Below are 24,103 nucleotides of genomic sequence, written 5' to 3' on the forward strand. Positions count from 1 at the left end.
CGCTGTAAATAATCCGCCGGCGATCATGACAATGGCGGGTGTGGGGGAGAACCCGAAGACGAGACCGAAAACGCCCATCATGATGGCGGTGGCAACAATGAGGTGTTTGCGCTCGAATCGGTCAACCAGCGGAACCATCAGTAATGAACCGACCGGATAACCGATGTAGGTCACCGCGGTATATGCGATGGAATCGACGACATCAAACCCTTTTGCCGCCAGAGCGAGGGTCGCGATCGTGCCAAAACCGTAGTACCCGAACACCTGAAGGACACTCATGATGGAGACAACGAGCGTGCGTTTCCTCACCGCGGGGGCGAATACTTCCGAGAACTGCACATTCTTCTGGTGGACAGGTCGCACGCGGGTGTCCGGTTCCGCGAGGGTGTGGCCCTCTTTTCGTGCTTCATCCTCGAAACGACGTGCGATCTTTTCGGCTTCGTCGGTGCGGCCATGAGCCTCAAGCCACACCGGCGATTCGGGGAGGAAGCTGCGGATAGCCCACACAATTAATCCACCCACACCGCCGATGATGAACATCCAGCGCCAACCGTCGAACCCCAAAGGCTCGAGGGGAACGAGCCACCGGGCGAGGAACCCTGATAAAGGCACCCCGAAGAAGCTCACCGTGTAGGCCCAGACAATGTAGCGGCCGCGGACCTTAGACGGGAGGATATCGGCAAGGTACGAGTCTGCCAGCGCGTATTCCCCGCCGATGCCGATTCCCGCGACGAACCGCGCGAGGATCAGAACGGAAGCATGCGGCGCGAGACCACACACAATCGAGGCGAGCGAGTAGACCAGCAAGTTGATGATAAAGGTGTGCTGCCGCCCGATGCGGTCCGCCAACCGGCCCATCCAGAGCGCGCCCACAAATTGGCCCAAGAACGCCGACGCCAGAACAAGCGACAGCTGAGTCCCGCCCAGATCGAAGTGCTTCTTCAACACCGTCGACATAATGGGTGCCAGGAAGTTCTCGTATTGATCGAAGAATACTCCCAATCCGATCACAATGGTGATCAATTTGTGTGACCGAAGGACGGGGAGCCGGTCCATCCGCGCAGCAATGGAAGGGGACTCTTCTGAGGCTGGAGAACCAGAAGATAAAGGTCGGGAGCGAGACATAGTCCCCTAATATAGACCGCTTGGTCTGGAAGTGGAAATAGAGCAAGTAGAAGTAGCGGACGCGAAATGCGCGCGGAACACATGTAAAAAACGCCGCGCAAATTCGATACGGTAGGGGGCATGACGGTTGAAGTCTCAGAGATCACTGATTTCTTAGCGCACACCCCGCCCTTTGACAGCATTACCGACGACCACCGCGCACGGGTCGCCCGAAACGCAACCATGCTCTACGTCAAAGCGGGCGAAAAAGCCGACGCCACGTCTGATACATCACACAGTCACTCGCGGGGCACGTCGGCTGACGACCCCATGACCGGAATTCGCATTGTCCGGTCCGGGGCCATCAACTGCTTCGGTGAACGGGATCAACTGGTTGACCGCTTCGGCCCCGGCGAAATTTATCCGCGCCGGGTATCGGATAAACCGACGCAGCACTATTCCTATTGGGCGCATGAAGATAGCCTGCTGATTGAGATTCCCGTCGAGGTTATCGAAAGCCTCCAGAACTATCCCGAAGTCACGACGTTCTTCGGCACAGTGACGACGAGGCGCCGCAGCTCAGCCAACGAATTGCGGGAGACGTCGGGCACAGGGGGAGTCGCCGATATCGACGCCCTCCGCGGAACCGTCGGCGAGGTCGCCGTGAAACCCGTCATCGTTTCGCCCGAGACCACGATCCGCGACACCGCCACCAAAATGAGCGAGCGGAATTTATCCAGCGCCATCGTCGTGAAGGCCGCCGACGACGACCAGCACCCGAGCAGGATCGTCGGCATTGTGACGGATGCAACGCTGCGGTCGGAAGTGCTCGCGAAGGGGGCGGACCCGTCGGGCCCCGTGGAACGCATCATGTCGCCCAAACCCATGGTGACCTACGCCAGCATGCCGCTGTTCGAGGGCATGCTGCAGCTTACGGAAGCCCGTGTGAACCATCTCCCCGTGATTGACGATGACAATGTCGTTGGAGTCTTGACGACGGGCGCCGTCATGCGGCAGCTCCAGGGCGACCCGATTTTTGCCGCCGCGCAATTCCGCGAAGCGCGAACAGATCAGCTCTCTGAGTGCTTTGACGCGGTGATCGACGTGGCCGTGCGTTTCATCGACCGTGGCGCCACTCCGCACGAGGCCACGAGGCTCTTGACCCTGGGCACCGACGAAATGATGAAGCGCGTCATCGAATTAGTGCAGGAGGAAATCGGGCCTGCCCCGGTGCCCTTCTGCCTTGTTGTGATGGGATCGCTGGGCCGCTCCGAAATGGTGCTCTCTAGCGACCAGGACCATGCCATCATCCTGTCCGATGAGTACGACCCCGATAAGCACGGTTTCTACTTCAAACAGTTGGGTGAAAAGTTCAGCAGCCTGGTGCACCAAGCCGGGCTGCCCGTGTGCCCCGGCGACATGATGGCGTCCAATAGCAAGTGGCGTCTGACAGCGACTGCCTGGGAAAAGGAATTTAGTACATGGACTGATGACCTCGGCCCGAAGGCATTAATGAAAGCACAAACCTTCTTCGACATGCGCCCCGTGGTCGGAGATAGTGAACTGTGCGACGACGTCCGCTCCGCCGCTCTCATGACTGCGCGCCGGGATCGACGCTTCCTTAACGCGCTGGTGAAGATTGCGCGCCACCGCGAACCGCCGCTGGGCTTCTTCCGCGGATTCGTCCTGGATCGGTCCGGGAATTACGCCAACACTCTTGATATCAAGAGGGGCGGGCTGACGGCTGTCGTTCAGCTCGCGCGGTTGTATGCGATTCAAGCGTGGGTGGATGAGGTCGGCACGCGTGATCGGTTGCGAGCTGCGGCGCGGGCTGGGGTCATTAGCCACCGTCGGGTTGAGGACCTCGTCGATGCGTTCGATATTTTCCAGCTCATTTTGTTGGCTAACCAGGCTTCGCAGTGGCGGGATGGGAAGGAAACGAACGCTCGCATCGATCCCGATTCCTTGGCTCACTTGGAGCGGGAATCCCTCCGCGATGCGTTCCGGTTGGTTCGTTCCGAGCTCAAATCGGCTGAATCGAGCACGGGCCTATGAGGTTTTTTCGACGACGACCACGCGTGTCGTGGGAAGACTACGCCGACCGCTCCCGCGAGGTGTGCGAACAGTTACGCGAGAGCGACGACCCGCGTGACCGCTCCCGCTGTGCTCTAGCCGAGGCGCTCCACCATTTCTATACAACGCCTGCGCCTGAGTTGGACACCCCGCTGACGGATCTACCGCTGCTGGCTGTAGATGTAGAAACCACTGGTCTGGATGCCGACCGTGACCGTCTACTGTCGGTCGGGATGGTGGCCATCAACGGTCGTGCCATTCCTTTGTCTACGGCGGACCATTGGCTCGTGCGCTATCACGAGGGTGACGTTTCAGTGGGACAGTCGGCGACGATCCACGGGATCACGGATTCGCAGCTGGAGAATGGCCGATCGTTGCTGGATATTCTGACGGATGTTGTTAATGCGGCCGCCGGGCGTGCTCTGTTGGCGCATTTAGCGCTGATCGAGCATGACTTTATTTCCACGGCGTGCGAGCGTGCGGTCGGTGTGCCGTGGAGCCCTCTTCGCGTCGTCGACACGATGGATTTGGAGCGACGGTCGGCGGTGTCATTCGGACGCCGGCCGGGCCGTGGCGAGGTCCGGCTGATGAACGCACGCTATTCCCGTGGGTTGCCAAGCTATCACAACCACAATGCGCTGGTAGACGCCTTGGCGTGCGCGGAACTGTATTTGGCGCAAACGTCGGCCGATCACTTCGGCTCGGAGTTGGAGAGTGTCATTCGAAAGAAGGGGACGACGCGGTGGTGACGCGGCAGGACGACTGCCGTGCACTCACACTGCACCTGCAGCATCTCCGCTGTTTTTAGGATGTTTTCCTTATCAGCTGTGAGGGGTTATGTAGGCTGGTTCGCATGCGAATAGCTCGAATCGCCACTGTTGAAGGTATGACATTTTGTTCCGTGGAGGGTGAGGGCGACGACATCGTCTGCCGCCAAATTGATGGCCACCCGTTCGGGGAACCGACATTAACGGGTAAGGAATGGCCCCTCGCGGACGTCCGACTTTTGGCCCCGATTTTGGCGCCGAAAGTCGTTGCGGTAGGCCGGAACTACGCCGACCACGTGGCGGAAGTCTTCAAAAAGGGGGCCGAGCATCTGCCACCCACGATTTTCTTGAAGCCTCCGACAGCGATTACCGGGCCGGGCTCGCCGATTAGGATCCCCGACTTCGCGACGAATGTTGAATTCGAGGGTGAACTGGCCATCGTTATTGGCCGGCCCGTCAAGAATGTTGCCGCGGAAAATTGGCGCGACGCTGTGCTCGGCTACACCATCGTGAACGATGTTTCGTCCCGTGACCTGCAGTTCTCAGACGGCCAGTGGGTGCGTGCCAAGGGACTTGATACGTTCTGCCCGATGGGGCCGTGGATCGAGACCAACCTCGATGCCCTGGATTTGGAGAGTCTGCCTATCCGCGCTCACCTGACTCACGACGGAACTACCACGGTGAAGCAGGATTCTAATTCGAATCAGATGATTAAGTCGGTTCCGGAGATTATTGAGTGGGTTTCCCAGGCGTTCACGCTTCTTCCCGGCGATGTTATTTCTACTGGCTCGCCTGCGGGAACAGCGCAGATGGTCCCCGGTGACGAGATTGAGATTGAGATACCGGGGCTGGGTTCGCTGAAGAACCCGGTTGTTAAGGCGTAGGTAGGCTACACAGTCGTTGCCCGGCTGCGGCTTTAATTTTCGGCCGTGATTTTTCCGGCCGCGGACCTAATTATCGGCCCCTAATTGTGGCGGATTTCCGAGGCCCCCATCGCGAGAAGCATTGTTTTCATCTTCCCGCATGTTTCCTCAACTTCCTCAGCGGGATTGGATTGTTCGACGATTCCGCCACCGGCCCAGGCTCGGGCATGCTGGAGATCTTTCTCCAGCTCAGCGCACCGAATGCTAACCATGAACTCTCCGTCGCCATTGGCGTGGCACCATCCGACAGCGCCACCGTAAAACCGGCGGTCTCCTTCGGCGGTGCGGATAATTTCCATGGCGGCCTCGGTGGGAACACCAGCAAGAGCGGGGGTGGGGTAGAGGGCCTCGGCAAGTTGGAGAGCGCTGGGCCCGTCGTCGTTAATAGTTGCGCGGATCGGCGTCGCTAAGTGCCACATTTCGGCAGTCTGCATGAGTTCCGGTGAACTCGGAATGTCAACCGTGTGACAGAGCTGGCCGAGCACTCGTCGGTAATGATCGACGACATAATGATGCTCATCCAGATTCTTCGTGCTGTGAAGTAATTGCTGGCCACGCTGTTCGTCTTCCTGAGGGTCGTTGCTCCGCGGAAGCGAGCCAGCCAGGGGATACGCCGACACAACAGGGCCTTGACGCCGAATCAGCATTTCGGGCGAGGAACCGACGAGCCAGTGACCTGTGTATTCGTCCCCGGCAGGGGAGAGATCCGCGAGAAAACCGTCCAGATTCGGAGCGTGGTCAATCAGCCGCGTGGCAAGCAGCCGAGGGTCGATTGGGTCATCGAAGAACAGATCAACATTGCGAGCAATAACAACCTTATCGACGCTGGTCCGCGAGATCGTTCGCGTAACGGCGTCGATAATCTCCGCGTGCTCGTCGAGGCTGGGGTTTTCAGCGACGATGTGCGCGTGGGCACCCTTGCCCCTGTAGAAGGCGGGCGGCTCCAGCGGGCCCGTGTATCGCCACACCGATCGGGGGCTCGTGAGCGCAGCTGGGCGTGACGGATCGAAGGGCAGCGCGCCGACGATGTAGGAGGCTTTTCCGTTGTCTAAGGCGCTTTGAGCGTCGCTAATAGTGGTGAAAGTGGCATCCGAGCCTTGTGTGCGCAACGAGCCGTCAACACGTGAAAGAAGGAAGTCAGGGGCGTTTCGGGGTCGGGGTGCGGAGCTATTGTCGGATGCTGAAGCCACGCTGAAACAGTACGTTCGTTCGCTTGAGGTGGCAAGCTTTTCCGGCGGATTCGTCGTCGAAAATGAAGGTCGGTCGTGATCGCGCAGTGCTCGCGTGATGCTCGGGTGGTGTCACTGTGTTGATCGTGTGCGACAAGGGCGGGGGTGGTGAGAAATCCCGTGTCCACTACGCTTGATGGGCATGAGTGACGTTGTTGTCCGATTTAGTCCATCGCCGACGGGTACTCCCCATGTGGGAATGGTGCGTACTGCTTTGTTTAACTGGGCGTATGCGCGTCATACCGGCGGAAAGATGATCTTTCGTATTGAAGATACCGATGCTAAACGCGATTCTGAGGAATCCTATGCCGCGATTATTGATTCACTTCAATGGTTGGGCATTGACTGGGATGAAGGAATTGGTGAGGTCGGCGGGCCGAATGGTCCTTACCGACAGTCCCAGCGGCTAGATATTTATGCCGATGTTTTAAATAAACTCATTGAGGCCGGCTTTGTTTATCCCGCTTATTCGACGGCGGATGAAGTGAGAGCGCGCCACAAGGCTGCGGGTCGTGATCCTCAATTGGGTTATGACAATTACGACCGCAATTTAACTGATGAACAAATTGCGGAATATGAAAAAGAGGGCCGCAAACCGGTATGGCGTTTCCGTATGCCGGAGCAGGTGTGGGAATGGGATGACCTGGTCCGTGGCCATGTGACATTCCAGCCTGAAACTCAGCCGGACTATGTTGTTGCCCGGTCTGACGGATCTCCTCTGTACCCGCTGGTCAACCCGGTTGACGACGCCATGATGGGTGTCACTCACGTGCTGCGCGGTGAGGACATTTTGGCGTCGACACCTCGCCAGTTGGCTTTGTACGAGGCTCTGAAGAAGTTGGGGATTGCGAAGCAGACTCCGCAGTTTGCGCACTTGCCGTTCGTGATGGGGCAGGGCAATAAGAAGCTGTCGAAGCGGGACCCTGAGTCGAATCTCTTTAACCATCGGGATGCGGGCATCATTCCGGAAGGAATGGTGAACTACCTGTCTCTCTTGGGATGGTCTTTGTCCGCCGATCAGGATATTTTCGGCCGAGATGAATTAGTCAAGAATTTCGACGTTGCCGATGTATTGGGCAATCCCGCGCGATTTGATGAGAAGAAGCTGATCGCTATCAACGCTGAGCATATTCGTATGCTCGACAAAGATGATTTTGCTCAGCGTTTGCGGGCGTACTTGGAAGAGTACAAGGGCTTCCCCGCGGACTATCCGGACGACAAGTTCGCTGTCGCCGCGGAGCTCGTCCAAACGCGCATCAAGACATTGGGAGATGCGTGGGATCTCCTGAAGTTCCTTGTGGTGTCGGATGAGGACTTCGAGATTGACGAGAAGTCGGGCAGGAAGAACCTCAAAGAGGACGCCGTGCAGGCCCTTGATGTGGCGATGGAGGAGCTGGATGCGATCGATGAATCCTCCTTTACGACGGAACGTATTGAAGCTGCCCTGCATGGCGCGTTGATTGACCGGCTTGGTCTGAAGCCACGGAAGGCGTTTGGTGCGATTCGGGTGGCGACGTCGGGGGCTGCGGTGTCCCCGCCGTTGTTCGAGTCCCTGGAGCTGCTGGGGAAGCAGACGACGATGAAGCGTCTGAAGGATGCAAGGGCCGTCACTCCGTGGTCAGCCCAACAGTGATTGGTGCGGCGGCTGGCATTCGTCGGCCCTGAGCGGGTGTTGTGCTGTGGTGGGAATAGCGTTGACCTGAGGATTTGCCCCACATAAGGCCCTATGGTTATATTATTCCCCGTTGCACAGCGCAGCCGGGCCTGGCGGTGCTTTGTGCTCATTGGCCTATGGTGTAATTGGCAACACAGCGGTTTCTGGTACCGCCATTCTAGGTTCGAGTCCTGGTAGGCCAGCAAGAAGCTCTTTGGCTTCTTATGCCCTGTTCGTCTAGCGGCCTAGGACACCGCCCTCTCACGGCGGCGGCACGGGTTCAAATCCCGTACAGGGTACAACACCCCCTCACCTGTTAACGCAGGTCAGGGGGATTTTGCATTTGTCAAATCAGAACTTTCAGCTGGCATGACTACATTTTGACTACATCTAAAAATAGACCGGTTATTGCTTGCTCGGCTGTGTCGAGGTCGTTTTTGCTGCTTATCCCCCGCTTGTCGCTTTAGCTCATATGGACAAACTTCTGTGAATCTGCAGCTGACGTTTTAGGTCGACAAATCCGATTCCCACAGGGCTGACGAGCGCCGTAAACAAAGGCAGCCGGGCAACTCTAAATAGCAGAATCGGCGATATACTCAGCGCCTGACGAGGAGCCCGAAGCAGCCAGGAATTGTCGGCGCCTCACCAGACGATCAGAGAGGTTAGTTAATGCCAGGTTTTCTCATCGAATATCACCGCCAAAGTGGCCACGTAAGGGTTGAGAGATTCGAATCCCTGATTGAGGCAGGAGAGGAACGCCTACGACGAGATGAACAAAATTCCGACGAAGACCTCGAAATCGTGGCAATAGCCAGCCAGAGTCGTGAGCAGCTAGAAAAATCACACTTTCGCTATTTCGTCCCTGCATAGGCCACTTGGTTCGAATCCATGCTCGCGCTTACGTATGAGTAGCAACTAACTCCACCTCCGAAATAAAGGGTCGGGGGTTTCGCGGTATCGATCGTGGTCTATGTACTGGGTCCGAAGGACAACAAGGGCGAAGAGTAGGTGGGGGAGAGTGGACTCATCCGAAAACCGGTCTGTGAGGCTGGTTCACAACGACGGTGCACTGCCTTCTGGCGCGGCTACGGAGCCTATTCTCTCACTCATGAGCGCTAGTTTGGCGCTACTTTCGCCAGACAAGGTTGTACCGCTTTTTCAGCGGCCATGATTGTGTCTGTCATGTTGCGATGTTTCTGAAGCGTTAAATGTTTACCCCTGCTCGGTACATAGAATTTCTGTATTTTCGGGTGAATTAACGCTTCAATTATTTATAGTTCAGCCACGAACACTAAACTAATTGCCCTGTTTTAGCTGTTCAGAGCGCTCTACCATCTTTTATTGCAACCGTGTTACCGGAATTATTTATTATTTACCCCCTTCCCGGATGACAAGGTAATTTCCACGGTTTTGTTGCATGGTCTCTAGTAGTTGATTACTCATTCTCGACAAATTTCACCTTGTGGAACTTTAAAGAAAGTGAGCTAGAGATGCATGCAATTGGGATAGTTAACGTCAATACGTCGCAGGCCATGACGGATATTATTGTTCAAGCTGCCGAGGAGGTAGCCGCCCCGGATACAACAATTATTGGCGTGACTCCCAGCATCGGACCAGCCTCGGTGGAAACCCACGTTGAGGCGTATCTATCCGCTACTGGGCTTATTGATGCTGTCCACCGATATCAGAGTTCGTGTGATGAGCCTCATGAGGATCAGGGTAAGAGAGTCGATGCGTGGATTATTGCCGGTTATGGCGACTTAGGGAAAGAAGCTCTACAGGAACTTACTGATGTCCCCGTGGTTGATATCACCGAGGCAGCTGCAGTTGCGGCTATGGCTGTTGGGGATACGTTTGGCGTGGTGACAACGCTGGACAGAACCACTCCCATGATTCGTTCGAGGTTGAGGCAGTCTGGGCTTCTCGATCGCTGTGTTTCCATAACCGGCACAGGCCTGGGGGTCTTGGAATTAGAAGAAGACTCAGAGCGTACCAACCGTCGCATCATTGAAACGGCGAGGCAGGCTCTGCAGCCGAACTTAAGCGGGAAGCGGGCAGAAGCGATCTGCCTAGGTTGTGGCGGAATGGCCGGACAAGCCCGGCGACTATCAGAGGTGCTAGAGGTACCGGTTATCGATGGCGTCGCTGCTGCGGTGGGACAAGCTGAATCTCTCATCCGTCAAGGTTTGCGCACATCTCGGGTTTGCACGTTTGCTCCGAGGGAGCACAAGCCTTTGCACGGTTTTGAACATCTAGAGGTGCAGAAAAGCCAGTGATGAGAATGTCCGTACGCCCAATCTTGGAGTAGGGGAATAGCAAATACCTCCGGGTTGAGCAGCGGATCAGAAGTAGTTATTCCCAATCCGTGCCCCGCGACGCGGGCAAAAATGAAAGTTATAACATGAAGACTGGCGATATTAGTGGCAATGAAGTCATTATTCCTGAAGATGCAGACCCAGACCTTATTAACACTGACCTTGCTCCACTCAAAGACCAGCATTGGGGCGCTTACAACGTCTTTGCATTTTGGATGTCGGACGTTCACTCCGTTGGAGGCTATGTCACTGCCGGAGCCTTGTTTGCCCTGGGATTAACCGCTTGGCAGGTGTTGCTAGCTTTACTCCTGGGAATCACAATTGTTTATTTCTTGTGCAACTTGGTGTCCTTACCCTCCCAACGCACCGCAACCCCTTTCCCGGTTGTGTGCCGTGCGGTTTTCGGAATTCAAGGTGCAAAGATCCCCGCTATTATCCGTGGCGCTATTGCGGTGGCTTGGTACGGGATACAGACCTACCTGGCCAGTCATGCCCTGGTAGTGCTTATGGTCAAATTGGTGCCTAGTTGGGCACCGTACGCGGACACTGGTTCTTACGGTTTCCTTGGGCTGTCTTTCCTGGGGTACATTGCTTTCGCAATTCTCTGGGTTCTGCAGGCTTTAGTGTTTTGGCGTGGTATGGAATCGATTCGTAAGTTCATTGATTTCGCCGGCCCTGCTGTATATGTCGTCATGTTTGCTCTAGCCGTCTATCTTGTTTATAAAGCCGGTTGGTCAAACATTAGCTTCTCTTTAGCGGATTTTAAGCTTTCGGGCTGGGCAGCGTTTTCTGCATTCTGTGCTGGTATAGCAACCGTCGTCAGTTATTTTTCTGGACCAATGCTTAATTTTGGCGATATCTCCCGTTATAGTCGATCTCAAAATGCGGTGAAGCGAGGCAACTTCCTAGGGTTGCCGATTAACTTCTTGGTGTTCTCTTTGCTGGTCGTTATCACCGCATCGGCCACAGTGCCGGTATATGGACGCCTTATCACGGATCCCATTGAGACAATCGCGCAGCTCGACAGCACAGTCGCTATTGCACTTGGAGCATTGACTCTGATGATCGCCACCATCGGAATTAATATCGTGGCTAATTTTATCGCCCCGGCATTTGATTTTTCTAATGTGGCTCCCTCAAAAATATCGTGGCGTACAGGCGGAATGATTGCCGCGGTTGGTTCGATCTTCCTCACCCCGTGGAATCTCTATAATTCACCCGAAGTGATTCATTACACCCTGGATACTCTCGCTTCTTTTATTGGTCCTCTTTTTGGTGTCCTCATCAGCTATTTCTATATTGTCAATAAAAAACCGGTTGACGTATCGGCGCTGTTTAATTCCTCACCAGGGGGAACTTACCACTATCGCAACGGATTCAATGTCAACGCAGTTATCGCTACAGTAATTGGTGCATTAATGAGCCTGCTGACCATCTTGGTGCCCCCGCTTCACCCAGTAGCAACATACACTTGGTTTATCGGTGCCGGGGTAGCGGCTGGTGTTCTAGTCGCCCTCGAGCGATTAAGCCCCTCCCTCCCACAACAGAAAGAATCCGTCAGCGCATGAAGCCGCAGCTTTCCCAGCGAGCCATGACTTTAGCCGATCAGCGCCTCGCTCGTACCGACTCAAAAGTTACTGATGAGTGGTCACGCCCCGCAGTGTGGCGGCAGCCCATTCACACTGTCTACATTCCAGCAAATTCGTTTTTTAGCAGGACCGACCTCAATACTGCGCCTGATCTTCCACGTAAATGGGGACAAGAGGTTCTCTCGGTATTGCAGTCTCAGCCGGGGGCAGATAGTGATCCTTACGAAGGCGCACGAAAGCTTGCGGAGTTCTTGGACATAGAACATCCCAGCCGGGTAGCAGAACTCGCCGTACGTAAATTGCAGCAAGAACCGATAGAAGATCTGCGCATAGATTTTGAAGATGGTTTTACTCAACGTGGCGTACCCGTGGCGTCGCGTGACCGTCAGGAATCAGAATTTGCAGTGCGTGCAGCAGATCTTATTTCGCAATGGTTATTGGGAGAGGTCCGCGTAGCGCCCGCATTTTGCGGGATTCGTTTTAAATCATTTGATCCGTTAGTGCGGAAACGGGGAATAGAAACCCTTACGCTATTTCTTTCACGGTTGCAGGAGCGCGGGGCGTTGCATGCGTTGTACGCTCCGGACTCACACCGTTATAACCCCCGTGCCTTACGCCTAACCTTCCCGAAGGTGCAGGAAGCGTCGCAAGTTAGCGCCCTAGTGGAAATCCTGGAGATGCTCGAGGCCGAATGGGGCCTAGATAAATCTGGCGCCCGAATTAGTTTTGAGATTCAGGTAGAAACTCCTCAGGCCGTCGTCGGCGATAATGGGGCTGTTGAAGCAGCTCGTCTGATTACCGCTGCTCAGGGGCGGTGTTTGTCCTTGCACTATGGGACTTACGATTATTCCGCTTTCTTGGGGGTCGATCCTGCTCAGCAATCCATGGAACATCCGGCGGCGGATATGGCTAAAGGTTTATTACAGGTCGTAGCTAGAGGCCGAGGGGTGGAATTGTCCGATGGTTCGACGAACCGAATCCCCGTCGGCCCGGTAAACGCAATGCGAGAGGCGTGGGCATTGCACTATCGCTTGGTTACCCGCCACTTGAGCAGGGGAATTCGTCAAGGATGGGATCTTCATCCGAACCAGCTCATCACCCGACACCTTGCCACAATTGCCTATTTTCGACGTGACTGGGAGCTGTCGGCTCGTCGCCTGAAGGCCTATCTCGGTGGGGATACGACTGAGTGGATGGATGAACCAGCGACCGCGAAAATGTTGGCGAGTTTCCTACGCCGAGCCCATGCCTGCGGTGCGATCACTGACGATGAGGTCCACATGGCAGATGCCACCGTGGAGCAGTTAGCTCAGCTCGAGACCGACGGGCACCTTCCATACACCCCAGGAGGAGATTTCCAATCATGACGATACAGATCTTCCGTGCTCGTCGCGCGATCATTGGATACCCGCACATCCACGAATCTCCCGTAACAGTCGTGGTACGTGATGGGATCATCGAGGAAATCTACGACGACGATACCGTCGCTACTAACTATCCTGATGCTGAAAACATCATCATCCCCGAGGATCAGGTGTTGTTACCGGGACTGGTGGATACACATGTCCACGTTAATGAACCAGGGCGTACGGACTGGGAGGGCTTCGCCAGTGCCACTCGCGCGGCGGCTGCCGGTGGGGTAACGACGCTTGTGGATATGCCATTGAACTCGATTCCTTCGACTGTGACGATGGACGCCTTAGCCCTCAAGAGGAAGATAGCCGAGGATAAAGCCAAGATATCAGTGGGGTTCTGGGGCGGAGTGGTGCCGGAGAACCTCGGCACTGGGGACCTTCGTGAGCTGTGGGATGACGGTCGAGTCTTCGGCTTTAAGTGCTTCCTGCTCCACTCTGGTGTTGATGAGTTTCAGCCTTTAACGCAGGAACAATTAGTCCAAGCCATGCAGGAGATTGCAGAGTTCGATGGATTAATCATTGTTCACGCTGAGGATGCCGAGGTAATTCGCCAAAGCGAGGAGGCACAGCAGGACCGGGGTGGGATTACTGAAGTTTATGCGTCATTCGAGGCCTCCAGGCCACCGGAGGCAGAACACAATGCAGTGAAGACTGTCATCGACGCCGCCGAGTGCACTGGATGTCGCGCTCATATTCTCCACCTTTCTGATTCAGGGTCACTGGAACTGCTACGGGATGCCCAGAGGCGCGGAGTGCGGATTACCGCCGAAACATGCCCGCACTATCTTTCCTTGTTGAGTGAGGAGATTCAGAACGGGGCAACTCAATATAAATGCTGTCCGCCTATTCGCTCCGCAGCTAACCGTGAGCGCCTGTGGGCAGGACTCGTGGACGGGGTTATTTCTACCGTGGTCTCAGATCATTCACCGTGCACTGAAGAGTTGAAGAAATTTGCTAAGGCACATTCAGTCACGGATTCAGGCAGAGCTAGCGATGCCGGGGATCTCGTCAGCAGTGGTGAGACAACATATACGGGATGGTCGGCTCTGGATGCACAAGGTAATAATCTTGGAGGTGCCGGAGCTGATGGTCGGGGTTCTGAAGGGAGCTTTGGGGAAGCATGGGGCGGCGTGGCCTCGGTGCAACTTGGCCTGCCAGTCGTCTGGTCGCAGGCTCGACTCCGTGGACTTGCTCTCACTGATGTTGTTCGCTGGATGTGCACCAATCCAGCACGATGGTGTGGGCTCCAGGATCGAGGAGCCATTACCCCCGGTGCGCGGGCTGACTTTGTGGCCATCAGCGCGGACGACGCTTTCGTCGTCCTGCCGGAAAAGCTACACCATAAAAACAAGGTATCTGCCTATGCGCAACGAGCGCTGGCCGGCGTCGTACAGAACACGTGGATCGGCGGAAAGTTAGTGTTCAGGACAGATGTAACGCAGATGGCAGGAGATCGAGCAAAAAACCTGTCGGAGGAGAATTTCTTCCCTGGACCAATAGTGCCACTGCTCGATAGGCCGGATGTTGCGGACAATCGTAGCGGAGTTGCTACAGGAGATGACCAGGGCACAGAAGGAGAATAAACACATGAGTGGTACATCCCCTGATTTTGAACACTATCCAGATCTGGCCAACAGACAATTGGCGGGATCTGTGATCTGGGCCAGCGATGAATCGTTCGCTGAACGGGAAAACCTCATCATGGCTCATGACCCTGAGTTTGACCCAGCGCTCTTTGGTAACAAGGGCAAGGTCTATGACGGGTGGGAAACAAGGCGTCGGCGGCATGATGAAATCGGGCACAATGATGCCGCGATCATCCGGCTAGGAGTCCCCGGTTATATTCGAGGCGTCATTGTGGATACGTCGTGGTTTACGGGGAATTATCCGCCTCAGTTTGCGGTCAAGGGTATTTGTATCGACGATTACCGCCCCGCGGGAGATATTGCTGCGTTGCCAGACAATGAATGGTTCGATCTCGTCGAGCCCACTAATGCGCAGGGCGATACCAAGCATGCCATCAGTATTAATCCGGGTAGTACAGCCGGTCAGACCCGTGTTACCCACGTAAAACTAATCATGATTCCCGACGGGGGCATTGCACGCCTCCGTGTCCACGGTATTCCCGCCCCTAATCCTCAATTCTTGGGGAGCACAGTGGACCTTGCAGCTATCGAACATGGAGGGTGGGTCACGGAATGCTCCAACATGTTTTATTCCTCGCCTAACCAGATCCTGAGTCTGGGACGCGCGATCAATATGGGCGGAGGATGGGAAAACGCCAGGCGACGTGACGGAGGAAACGACTACGTTGTGGTCCGGCTAGCAGGGGAAGGGACGCCGGAGTTCGTAGAAATAGACACGAGCTATTTTGTCTTCAACGCACCAGGGGACATTCGCCTCACCGGGTGGAATGCACATTCCGACGACGACTCTGGGGAGGAAAAGACACCTGCAGAGATTATTGAATTGGTGCCGAAGTGCCGCGTGCTGCCGGATACGCGGCATCGTTTTGCCGTCGAGGGAGCTGCCCAAGGCCGTCCGATCACGCACATCCGTCTGGATGTCTATCCAGATGGTGGGCTAGCGCGCTTGCGGGTGTTTGGATCATTAACTGCAGCTGGGTATAGGGAACTGCAACGACGCTGGGAAGGGAAACCGGTGTAGACGGGGATTCGCCCCGAGTGATCATCGTGGCTGATAAACCTCCAGCCGAGACCGTCGGTGGGCCACAAGCAGATATTGATGTCTGAACGTAATAAACGTTTAATGGCTTAGAAACTTTCGTCAAGCAAACTGAGTATCACTAGCGTGACCAGGCGCTCGTGATGCAAAGAGAGCTAAACATGACGGATACCATTGCAAAACACACCCACCCGGTCGACCAGCAACCACCGTTGCCCCGATTGTTCCTTCTGGGATTCCAACACGTTCTTGCGATATACGCAGGTGCTGTGGCAGTACCACTCATTGTGGGTGGAGCCTTAGTAAGTGCGGGGAAAATGGAACAATCCGATATCCATCACCTTATTATGGCGGATCTCTTCGTTGCAGGTATCGCGTCGATAATTCAATCCGTTGGCATATGGAAGTTTGGAACCCGCTTACCTCTCATCCAAGGGGTTTCTTTTGTTTCTGTAGGTCCAATGATTGCTATCGGTAGCCAGTATGGGGCGCCGGCGATATATGGTTCGGTCATTACTACTGGCTTGATAATGATTCTGCTTGCGCCGGTGTTCTCAAAAATAGCGAAGTTCTTTCCCGCGATTGTTACGGGGACGATTATGACGGTCATCGGCCTGTCTCTCATGAAAGTCCCGGCCGGGTGGATAGTCGCGGATACTTTGCCCCATAATCTCCAAGGTGGACTGAACTACCTACTGGCATTCATTACTTTGGCCACTATCATCGTCATTCACCGTTTCTCTTCGCCGCGCTGGAGACCCGTGTCGGTCCTCGGTGGCGTCATAGTAGGAACCATTGTTGCCCAGTTGTTTGGTGCGACCGATTGGTCTGAGGTAGGCAAGGCGGAATGGGTGGGGGTCCCGACGCCGTTTCAGTTTGGCTTGCCGGTCTTCCAGCCGAGCGCAATCCTTACCATGGCCATTGTTGGATTAGTCATCATGACTGAGACGGCTGGCGATATCATTGCGGTTGGTAAGATCACCGGCCGCCCAGCGACAAAACGGATCCTCGGTGACGGGTTACGTGCGGATGGTTTATCAACCCTGCTAGGTGGAATTTTCAATACTTTCCCATATGCCGCATTTGCACAGAATGTTGGCTTGGTCAGCCTGTCGAAGGTGTTCTCTCGCTTTGTGGTTACAGCATCAGGCGTGATCCTCATTATCTTAGGAATTGTTCCGAAACTCGGAGGTGCTGTGGCAGCTATTCCCACGCCTGTTCTAGGCGGAGCCGGAATCGCCCTCTTCGGGATGATTACAGTCTCCGGCATTCGGACCTTGACTGCAGTGAAGTGGAACGAGACAAAAGCTCTTATGGTTGGTGTTTCAATATCCATAGCGCTCCTTCCTGCCATTTCCCCGAACTTTTATGACTCTCTCCCGAACGATCTAGCTATGATTATGGAATCTGGCATCACTATGGGTGCGCTGAGCATTATCGTCCTTAATCTTCTGCTTAACCGTGAGAATAATGGTCACATTGATGAATCATTGGACGATAAAAACACTGCGGTGCTGGATCCCTTTCAGAAAGTAGAAACGGACAAACAACTGGAAGTTGAAGTCCAAACCATGGCCGGAGTCTGACGGAAGAAAGGCAATTACGGAAAGAGAGCTGGTATGAGTGGGGTAGAAGCCTTCAATGAAATAGCGCATGATTCGGCAGTGGAGTTATTGGAGCCACTTTTCTTCAGTGAAGAATTGGCTTCGAAGGTGGTGGAAGCCCGCCCGTTTACTAACGTCCAATCTGCAGTAGACGTGATGAATCTGCAATTGGGGACACTCCCCGGAAGTGCAGTTAAGAAAAGTATTAACGCACACCCACGCATCGGAGCTCAGGTGGAACAAGGGTCCTTATCGGAGGAGGAGCAGTCTGCAGCTCATGGTCTAGGTCAGGACTCTGAACCGATGGACAGGATTCGTGAATTGAATGATTCCTATGAGCAACGGTTTGGATATACCTTCCTCATTCGCGCGACGGGATTATCTGCCGCGGAGATCCTTAAGGAATTGGAGCGACGCCTGGGCAACGATCCGAGCACAGAGTGGAAAGAAGCGTTCCGTAATCTTTCGGCAATCAACGAGCTACGAATGCGCAAGACTCTTGAGCATCTGGAGATCAAGGGCGCTAGTTTATCCACGCATATTTTGGATACCGCATCTGGACTTCCGGCACCTTCTGTGCACCTGCAGTTACATCTCTCCGATGAGTCGGGGTTGAACAAGACTGTGGAGGAAGGTCAGACCGACGGGGACGGCCGGTTCGCGTTTAAAAATAGACTCCAGCCCGGGACATACACGTTGCGTTTTGATACTGACGGATACTTTTCGGCGCAAGGAACTCGTGGCTTATACCCGTGGGCAGATGTAAGTTTCCGAGTAAGCGACGCGGTGCTCGAGGATGGAGAACTCAAAATTAAGCCATCCCACTTGCATATCCCTCTCTTATTGGCCCCCTTCGGATACTCGACCTACAGGGGCTCATAAGCAATCAGTAACGGGGCTGCTGGGGATACCAGGGTTCGTCATCCCGGTGGCGGCCTACATTCGTGACTTCCACGTTTTCAAAACCCTTGAAGTCCTCAAAGAACGTATCCCAGTTCTCCGTCGTGATATCTGTGGCAATGCGGCCGGACATGCGAGTTAAGCCGGCATAGATCCCGGATAGTTGATTGCCAGCCACTCCATGGGAAGCTCTTGCTCCCGTCGAGAAGTGGAAAAGGCGGGGGATATACTCTTCCGGATCTGGATTCACCTCAGCCCCGGTATCGTCGCTCTCATGTGGTTTCTTGGGGAGAAATTGGAACCCATCGCCGAGGTAAGGGCATTGCCCCATGGGATTCTCCGCAGCGAAGGAGTGTTGGTTACTCCACAGCTGAATGTGGGGTAGAAAATTCCGCATCTCAGGGCGTAGAGATAGATCGACTCTGTAACCAGTTGCGGAAATGATGAAGTCGAATGTGGAGGTCTCTCCGTCGGTAGTCGTGACCGACAGTGCTTCAGCCTCTCCTTTATCCCCGGGCTTTACCTCGATGGAGCGGACGCGGGTACCTTCACGAAGAGAAAAATTATCGAATGCAAAAGCTCGCCACACGCTGGCTTGTGTGGGTGGCTGTGGTAGGCCTCCGTTGTAGAGGCTAAAAGCCCATTTTTTCTCATCAGGGAGGTCAAAGAAGTGCTCTTGCATCCCTGGGAATTCCATCCAACGCAGGGAGTTTTTCGTCGCTACCTGGGCGGATCGTTGGAAGAGCGTTACTGATTGCGCATTGTGTTCCAAAGCGGTGCCGGCATTATCGAAACCGGAAGCGCCACCGCCGATCACCAACACGCGCTTGCCTTCGAGCTGAGAAAAATCAATATCGTCAGCAGAATGTGCCCAAAACTTGGTGGGAAGGTCCCGGATTTCCGGTGGCACGAAGGTGCCGCCTCCGCCGTCGAGACCCAAGGCGAAAATTACCCGTCGAGCCCGGTATTCAACGGGTTTGTCAGAATCTGGGCCGGTCAGGGCTTTAATTCTAAAAGCACCACCGGTTTCTTCCGGCGGTAGCACTTCCGTCACCCGAGTGTTGGCATCCACATCAGCGTCAGTGACTTTCCGGTACCACTCGAGGTACTCGTGCCAGTCCAACCGGGGAACGAGTTTGGTGTGCTCCCAGGCTTCATCACCATACTTCGCCCGGAACCATGACTCGGTGTGCAAAGAGGGGATATCGAGCTCTATGCCCTTCATATTCTTTGGGCTTCGGAGGGTGTGCATCCGTGCATATTGTGCCCAGCACCCGATCGAATCGGCTGGACTTGCGTCTACTACTTTGACCTTATCGACGCGATGACGTTTCAAAGCAAATGCGGCGCCCAGTCCAGCTTGGCCACCGCCAATGATCAGGACATTGTGGACTCCGTCGCCTGGGTTTGGCACCCAATCGTGATTGTGACCCAGTAACTCCATTTCCTTGCGCGCCTGGTTCTCTAGCTTTTTAAGCCGCGATGCCGCCACTGCGTTATCGAGTGCTGGTGGGTGTAGGTCGGATTGCGCCGCGCTTGAGGGTTGGGTTGGTCGTTGGAGGCTAGTGGTCACGGATCGCTCCTGGAGTTGACGGGGGAGAGGTAGGTTTCACGGCTGTATTTGCAGATCAGACCCTTGTCCCGTTGACACTAAGAGATGCACACTACGACCGAACTACGAATGTGTTAAAGCCACATTTCCGACGATTACGCCGTGTGACGTGCTGCGACATATCGTCCAGGTCCCGCGAACTTGTGTCCCTTGACCTTCGATGGAGCCTCTGGCCACAGTTCCGAATGGGCGACCGTTTTAATGTCAAGCTCTTAGTTTTGAGTCCACCTGTCCTGAAGGATATGTGTAGAGCGTGTCCAGCGCGTTCCAATCAGGTTGCTCATCGCTCGCTAAGTGCGTGGGTATTCCGCTGGAGGAGGAGGGGTGACCAGACTCCGGGTAAACAGCAGGATTCTGTCAGCACCACCTTATGTCGTATTACCCGTGAGGAGCGAAAATAACTAACTCGTTTTGGTGTACCGATAGTGGCCCCGTCCCCGGTCCGGTAATCCGGACTATCGCTTATTGTGTGACGTTTGGGAGATTCCATAGAAGTACATTTCATTACTCTGCACGAGTGCGAAAATGCTTTTCAACGCTTCTTTCTGGAGGTAGCTCCGCTGGAAATGGGCAATATTTGCGAATGCCATGAGCTGCGATTTGGGATCTATGCCTCGCAGTTGCTTGTTAAAGAGTCTTGGCTTCTTTGGTGAGTGGGTTGCGGGCCGCATCCATAGCCTCGCATGGTGACAGACTAAATTTCGCGTGGTCGACAAAGATCTGATGTTGCTAGGGAACACCGCCGCCTTCATTCCTAGGTCATCTGCGACACGCCGCCATGTACGTTGGTGTTCGCTAACATCGGCGTCACACATCATGATGAACTTGCCAAGCTGCCCCAACGAAAAACAATCAATGACCGACCAAAGTGGCAAGTCTTGGGCGAGCGACAAACATAAGTCGTGGGAATCTTCCCAGTATCGACCAGGTTTTTTGCACCCAAGTTCATCCGCTCTTTTGGTAATTGCATCTTTTACGTAATCTTCCCCATACCGAAAGATTTCCCTAAGCATTCCTCCCACAAACTGTCGTTCATCCTCCTCTTTGGATAGTCGCCTCAGACATTTCTCGTCTAAATATCTGGTAGGAGAGCTGTTTTCGCAAAAGAAATCCACAGTTCGATTGCGTAAGCCCAACTCTGCACGGCGTATCCAAGCGAAAAGAAGCGTTGCAACTTTTTGGTCGAGACTAATTAGGTCAAAGACATGTTGCGGGTCTCGATTGCCCTTGAAAATGCCAAGGTTATGAAGCATCGCATAATTTCTTGCATATCCCAAGAAATAATGGAAATTAAGGTGTGACAATTGAGCTACTAACTCATCGCTCAACAGCGTTTCATCGAAGTAGCCTTTGTTACGTAGGTACTCGCGTCTTTGAGTGTCATTCGGTAGATGTGGAGGAACAGGCACAAGGTCACCTATACATGAGATATAAAAGGACCCCTGGTTGCGCATCCTTGGAGAGGCTTTGGCAGGGGGACTATTGCATCTGAGTATATGCAATCGCACGAAGAATTCAACTTTTTACCCCCGATGTGCTTCACGTAGGCCAGTTCACGTGCGTCTGGAGACCCGAGCATCTGCCTCGCCCCGGCCGCAACGAGCCCGAAGTCATTGAGGCGTTAAGCGACCTCGAATTGGCCCGGCACGCTGAAGAAACCCGCCGTGGGTGGACATGCACGGGGGAGGAGCGATTATGCCTGTACCATAAACCGGCGGTGTTTCCTGATGCTCGAACAAAACGATGCCCCGCCAAGAAATGTCTCTATTCCCCGATACTGTATATGGCACCCTACAGCTAAACGGAGACAGCCATGAGCATCACAATCAACCGGAGAACCACTGAGGAACTCCACAAGCGGCGCAAAGCGATATACAACAGCTTTAAAGATGCCGGCATCATGCGGGAAGGTGCCCAGCTGACACAACAGGATCTCCGAGAGCTCGTCGTCATGGGGATACTATCCGACCACGAACGACGCCTTTACGACGAACTCGTAAGGATCGAGAGCCTACTCAACTCATGAACATCGACGAGCTTGAGAAGGCCTCCGAAGTTTTCCTCATCGCGCTTGATGATTGTGCGCATTCGACCCGGTCTCTTTGAGGTGTCGGAATTGCCCGGGGAATAAGCGTACGTTGTCTGCCGGGATGATAAATCCGCCAATGCCGAAGACTGGGTGGGCTTTGAGGCGTTGGTTCTGGCGAGATTAGTAGGCCCGCTGTGGCCGAACTCGTCGAAGTAACCGATATGGGTGGGATCCTTGGATACACGAAAGCTCGTGCGGTGTACACACGAGCCTCGGAACTGGAGCACCTAGTGCGTCCGAGAGCGAAGTTAGTGCGGCTGGTAGGGTCTGTCAAAAGTTTTCTGTATGTCGAAATGATCGGGGCTGCAGGGGTGTTCCATGATTCCGCGAAAACTCCACTGTGCGTCCTTGTAGGCCTACACCTAGTTCCGTGGCGCGCCGTGCGCTATCCAGATTGTTCAGCTGGGCCGTCTACTGAAATATCACGGCGGTGCCGGAAGCAGTGACCATGATCATGTTCTGGCCGACGGCCTCGTAGTCGATGTCCACTCCGACGATTCCTTCCGCGCCGAGCTCATGCGCGCGGTCGACCATCTCTCCGAGCGCATCCTCGCGTGCCTTACGGATCTCCCCCTCGTAGCTGTTGGAACGGCCACCGACCAGGTTGCGGAACCCTGCGCTGATGTCCTTGAACGCGTTAATCCCCGCGACGGTCTCACCCGCCACGACGCGCAGGTATTGACCGATCTGCTTCCCCTCGATGGTATTTGTGGTGGTCACGATCATATCCTTGCTCCTTCTCTCCAGTAGTTGGTCGTTCTTAAGGGTGGCGACGGTACCAGGCGCCAGCCACTCCACGATGCTCCGATGCTACCGGGGCTCAGTAGGTTGTGATGGTGTGGCTCCTTGAGAAGATGTGACGGAGTCGGGGCTGCCGGGGTCGTTCAAGAAGTGTTTTTGACCAGTTCAATTGACGCAGCAGGGAGACCGAATTTCATATTCCCGGCTATCATGAAGTGTTATGAATGCTAAAGGGAACCCCGCGAAGATTCTTCTAAGCTGGAGATTTCTAGTGGTAGTACTGCTGGTAGTGATCTCGATCGTTATATCGATAGCTGACGTCCGGGACTCTGATTACTGGGCCAGGATCTTATCTTCTTTGGCGTGGCTTGTAGCTTGCTCCATGTTTTTAAGTTCCGGCTCAAATCACCGCATTAAGCTATTGGTCTTCTCACTATCTTCAATGCTTCTGATCTGCATATGGGTCCTCTGTTTCATATCCATTGCGCATTCTGGTGGGCAAAATTACGACCCGGCAATATCCATACTGAACATCGCACTAATAGTAACTTTTATAGTTCAGTCAGTTGTATCGTTCTTTGTGAACGATGTGACTTAAAAGGAGTTTCAACTCCTGCATAGAATACGATGCGTCGTAACCTGTGAACACCCCGAGTAATGCGTTTTCTGGATCGTGCAATGGCCGTGTGTGTTTCGAGCAGAATTTGGTGGCCGGATTCCCTGTGATTGCTCTCGGTTACCTGGCATTTTACCGTGTGCGCTCCACTGATTGACTAGGCTCGACACCACAGAAAATCCACCGGGGGAGACTAGTTAAACAAGGGGAGGTGATCGCAATGCCCGCACCACTTTTTAAGCCTCAGACCGTTGAAGAACTACGAGCGGAACGAGACAAAGTGGGAAAACAAATGCCTTGCTCTGTTGGCATCCTTCGTAGGTTCCGCGACGCTCGGCTATCGAATATGACGAAGACCGTTTGCTTCGCCGGTATGAACAATTGACCTGGCCTATAGGCGACTAAACCCACACCCACCGCCAACCCATAACGCTACCAAGAGGAGGGAATGTGCCGGAACCAATATTCAAACTGCAAAGCGACAGTGAACTGCGTCAAGAGCGGGCACAGCTACTAGCGCACATGGAGGAATTCGGCGGGCTCGCTGTACTCCAACGCTTACGCCAGGCCGATGATCTCACGTACGAAGAAGAAGCCTTGCTCGATAATTACGAAATGGTGGACTGGGTTATCGGCGACAACGGCTAGCCGACCCACATCCACCACAATCACCGGGCAGAACAATCACCCGGCTACACCAATCACCCAGCAGCAATCACGTTCTTCTCAGGACCGGCCGGGAAACCAGTGATATCACGGGCACCATCCTCGGTAATCACGAGAATGT

General features: G+C 54.4%; 18 protein-coding genes and 2 tRNA genes. 15 read left to right on the top strand and 5 right to left on the bottom strand.

The features are described from left to right. Positions 1 to 1,125, bottom strand: a 1,125-nt coding sequence (locus tag Q3981_RS07130) for an MFS transporter (protein WP_303124784.1), incomplete at its 3' end; no start/stop codon positions are given. Positions 1,126 to 1,245: 120 nt separating this feature from the next. On the opposite strand from Q3981_RS07130, the gene Q3981_RS07135 reads away from it, so the two are divergent. The 3 genes from Q3981_RS07135 (at position 1,246) to Q3981_RS07145 (ending at position 4,828) form a co-directional block, all read left to right on the top strand. After that, positions 1,246 to 3,159: a DUF294 nucleotidyltransferase-like domain-containing protein gene (locus tag Q3981_RS07135; RefSeq protein ID WP_303124786.1), complete on the top strand. Its 1,914-nt coding sequence runs from the start codon at positions 1,246 to 1,248 to the stop codon at positions 3,157 to 3,159. Beyond that, positions 3,156 to 3,926 (top strand): exonuclease domain-containing protein, encoded by a 771-nt coding sequence (locus Q3981_RS07140; RefSeq protein WP_303124788.1) that lies wholly within the window; start codon positions 3,156 to 3,158, stop codon positions 3,924 to 3,926. Before Q3981_RS07135 ends, Q3981_RS07140 begins: the two co-directional genes overlap by 4 nt. 104 nt (positions 3,927 to 4,030) lie before the next feature. Continuing rightward, the gene (locus tag Q3981_RS07145; RefSeq protein ID WP_303124789.1) at positions 4,031 to 4,828 is read left to right on the top strand and encodes a fumarylacetoacetate hydrolase family protein; all 798 of its coding nucleotides are present in this window, start codon (positions 4,031 to 4,033) and stop codon (positions 4,826 to 4,828) included. A gap of 80 nt (positions 4,829 to 4,908) precedes the next feature. Here Q3981_RS07145 and Q3981_RS07150 read toward each other — a convergent pair whose 3' ends face one another. Next, positions 4,909 to 6,057: an isochorismate synthase MenF gene (locus Q3981_RS07150; RefSeq protein WP_303124790.1), complete on the bottom strand. Its 1,149-nt coding sequence runs from the start codon at positions 6,055 to 6,057 to the stop codon at positions 4,909 to 4,911. A 181-nt stretch (positions 6,058 to 6,238) separates the two neighbouring features. Here Q3981_RS07150 and gltX point away from each other — a divergent pair, with 181 nt between their 5' ends. The 10 genes from gltX to uraH all read left to right on the top strand — a co-directional run bounded on the left by gltX (position 6,239) and on the right by uraH (position 18,240). Next, entirely contained in the window at positions 6,239 to 7,729 is a 1,491-nt protein-coding gene (gene gltX / locus Q3981_RS07155) for a glutamate--tRNA ligase (protein WP_303124792.1), read from the top strand. Positions 7,730 to 7,881: 152 nt separating this feature from the next. After that, a tRNA-Gln gene (locus Q3981_RS07160) sits at positions 7,882 to 7,953 on the top strand. Positions 7,954 to 7,976: 23 nt separating this feature from the next. Then, positions 7,977 to 8,049 (top strand) — tRNA-Glu (locus Q3981_RS07165). Positions 8,050 to 9,240: 1,191 nt separating this feature from the next. Continuing rightward, on the top strand, positions 9,241 to 10,026 hold the full coding sequence (locus Q3981_RS07170; protein WP_303124794.1) for an aspartate/glutamate racemase family protein: 786 nt from the start codon (positions 9,241 to 9,243) through the stop codon (positions 10,024 to 10,026). Positions 10,027 to 10,151: 125 nt separating this feature from the next. After that, positions 10,152 to 11,633, top strand: coding sequence for an NCS1 family nucleobase:cation symporter-1 (locus Q3981_RS07175; protein WP_303124796.1), 1,482 nt, complete (start codon positions 10,152 to 10,154; stop codon positions 11,631 to 11,633). Continuing rightward, the gene (locus Q3981_RS07180) at positions 11,630 to 13,021 is read left to right on the top strand and encodes a hypothetical protein (protein ID WP_303124801.1); all 1,392 of its coding nucleotides are present in this window, start codon (positions 11,630 to 11,632) and stop codon (positions 13,019 to 13,021) included. The genes Q3981_RS07175 and Q3981_RS07180 overlap by 4 nt, the downstream gene beginning before the upstream one ends. Continuing rightward, the gene (allB, locus tag Q3981_RS07185) at positions 13,018 to 14,652 is read left to right on the top strand and encodes an allantoinase AllB (protein ID WP_303124805.1); all 1,635 of its coding nucleotides are present in this window, start codon (positions 13,018 to 13,020) and stop codon (positions 14,650 to 14,652) included. The genes Q3981_RS07180 and allB overlap by 4 nt, the downstream gene beginning before the upstream one ends. A 4-nt stretch (positions 14,653 to 14,656) precedes the next feature. Next, positions 14,657 to 15,736, top strand: a complete 1,080-nt coding sequence (alc, locus tag Q3981_RS07190; RefSeq protein ID WP_303124807.1) for an allantoicase — start codon at positions 14,657 to 14,659, stop codon at positions 15,734 to 15,736. 179 nt (positions 15,737 to 15,915) lie between these two features. Beyond that, on the top strand, positions 15,916 to 17,340 hold the full coding sequence (locus Q3981_RS07195) for a nucleobase:cation symporter-2 family protein (protein WP_303124809.1): 1,425 nt from the start codon (positions 15,916 to 15,918) through the stop codon (positions 17,338 to 17,340). Between the two features lie 33 nt (positions 17,341 to 17,373). Beyond that, a complete protein-coding gene (gene uraH, locus Q3981_RS07200; RefSeq protein ID WP_303124811.1) occupies positions 17,374 to 18,240 on the top strand; it encodes a hydroxyisourate hydrolase in 867 nt (288 codons plus the stop codon). Positions 18,241 to 18,244: 4 nt separating this feature from the next. On the opposite strand, the gene Q3981_RS07205 is transcribed toward uraH, so the two are convergent. Continuing rightward, a complete protein-coding gene (locus Q3981_RS07205) occupies positions 18,245 to 19,831 on the bottom strand; it encodes an NAD(P)-binding domain-containing protein (protein WP_303124813.1) in 1,587 nt (528 codons plus the stop codon). 494 nt (positions 19,832 to 20,325) lie between these two features. Then, positions 20,326 to 21,279: an Abi family protein gene (locus Q3981_RS07210; RefSeq protein ID WP_303124815.1), complete on the bottom strand. Its 954-nt coding sequence runs from the start codon at positions 21,277 to 21,279 to the stop codon at positions 20,326 to 20,328. Positions 21,280 to 21,683: 404 nt separating this feature from the next. On the opposite strand from Q3981_RS07210, the gene Q3981_RS07215 reads away from it, so the two are divergent. Further along, a complete protein-coding gene (locus tag Q3981_RS07215) occupies positions 21,684 to 21,896 on the top strand; it encodes a hypothetical protein (protein WP_303124817.1) in 213 nt (70 codons plus the stop codon). 474 nt (positions 21,897 to 22,370) lie between these two features. Here the strand turns inward: Q3981_RS07215 and Q3981_RS07220 are convergent, their stop codons facing one another. Further along, positions 22,371 to 22,685: a YbjQ family protein gene (locus Q3981_RS07220; protein ID WP_303124819.1), complete on the bottom strand. Its 315-nt coding sequence runs from the start codon at positions 22,683 to 22,685 to the stop codon at positions 22,371 to 22,373. A 1,081-nt stretch (positions 22,686 to 23,766) separates the two neighbouring features. On the opposite strand from Q3981_RS07220, the gene Q3981_RS07225 reads away from it, so the two are divergent. After that, positions 23,767 to 23,964 (top strand): hypothetical protein, encoded by a 198-nt coding sequence (locus tag Q3981_RS07225; RefSeq protein ID WP_303124821.1) that lies wholly within the window; start codon positions 23,767 to 23,769, stop codon positions 23,962 to 23,964. The last annotated feature ends 139 nt before the right edge of the window (positions 23,965 to 24,103 follow it).

This window comes from Corynebacterium sp., from assembly GCF_030530965.1.
Lineage (GTDB): Bacteria > Actinomycetota > Actinomycetes > Mycobacteriales > Mycobacteriaceae > Corynebacterium.

Excerpts from the sequence above, each read along its gene's own strand:
- Q3981_RS07135 (WP_303124786.1), top strand. The coding sequence starts at position 1,246 with ATGACGGTTGAAGTCTCAGAGATCACTGATTTCTTAGCGCACACCCCG.
- gltX (WP_303124792.1), top strand. The coding sequence starts at position 6,239 with ATGAGTGACGTTGTTGTCCGATTTAGTCCATCGCCGACGGGTACTCCC.
- Q3981_RS07170 (WP_303124794.1), top strand. The coding sequence starts at position 9,241 with ATGCATGCAATTGGGATAGTTAACGTCAATACGTCGCAGGCCATGACG.
- Q3981_RS07195 (WP_303124809.1), top strand. The coding sequence starts at position 15,916 with ATGACGGATACCATTGCAAAACACACCCACCCGGTCGACCAGCAACCA.
- allB (WP_303124805.1), top strand. The coding sequence starts at position 13,018 with ATGACGATACAGATCTTCCGTGCTCGTCGCGCGATCATTGGATACCCG.
- Q3981_RS07180 (WP_303124801.1), top strand. The coding sequence starts at position 11,630 with ATGAAGCCGCAGCTTTCCCAGCGAGCCATGACTTTAGCCGATCAGCGC.
- Q3981_RS07215 (WP_303124817.1), top strand. The coding sequence starts at position 21,684 with ATGAGCATCACAATCAACCGGAGAACCACTGAGGAACTCCACAAGCGG.
- Q3981_RS07220 (WP_303124819.1), bottom strand. The coding sequence starts at position 22,685 with ATGATCGTGACCACCACAAATACCATCGAGGGGAAGCAGATCGGTCAA.
- Q3981_RS07140 (WP_303124788.1), top strand. The coding sequence starts at position 3,156 with ATGAGGTTTTTTCGACGACGACCACGCGTGTCGTGGGAAGACTACGCC.
- uraH (WP_303124811.1), top strand. The coding sequence starts at position 17,374 with ATGAGTGGGGTAGAAGCCTTCAATGAAATAGCGCATGATTCGGCAGTG.
- Q3981_RS07175 (WP_303124796.1), top strand. The coding sequence starts at position 10,152 with ATGAAGACTGGCGATATTAGTGGCAATGAAGTCATTATTCCTGAAGAT.
- alc (WP_303124807.1), top strand. The coding sequence starts at position 14,657 with ATGAGTGGTACATCCCCTGATTTTGAACACTATCCAGATCTGGCCAAC.
- Q3981_RS07145 (WP_303124789.1), top strand. The coding sequence starts at position 4,031 with ATGCGAATAGCTCGAATCGCCACTGTTGAAGGTATGACATTTTGTTCC.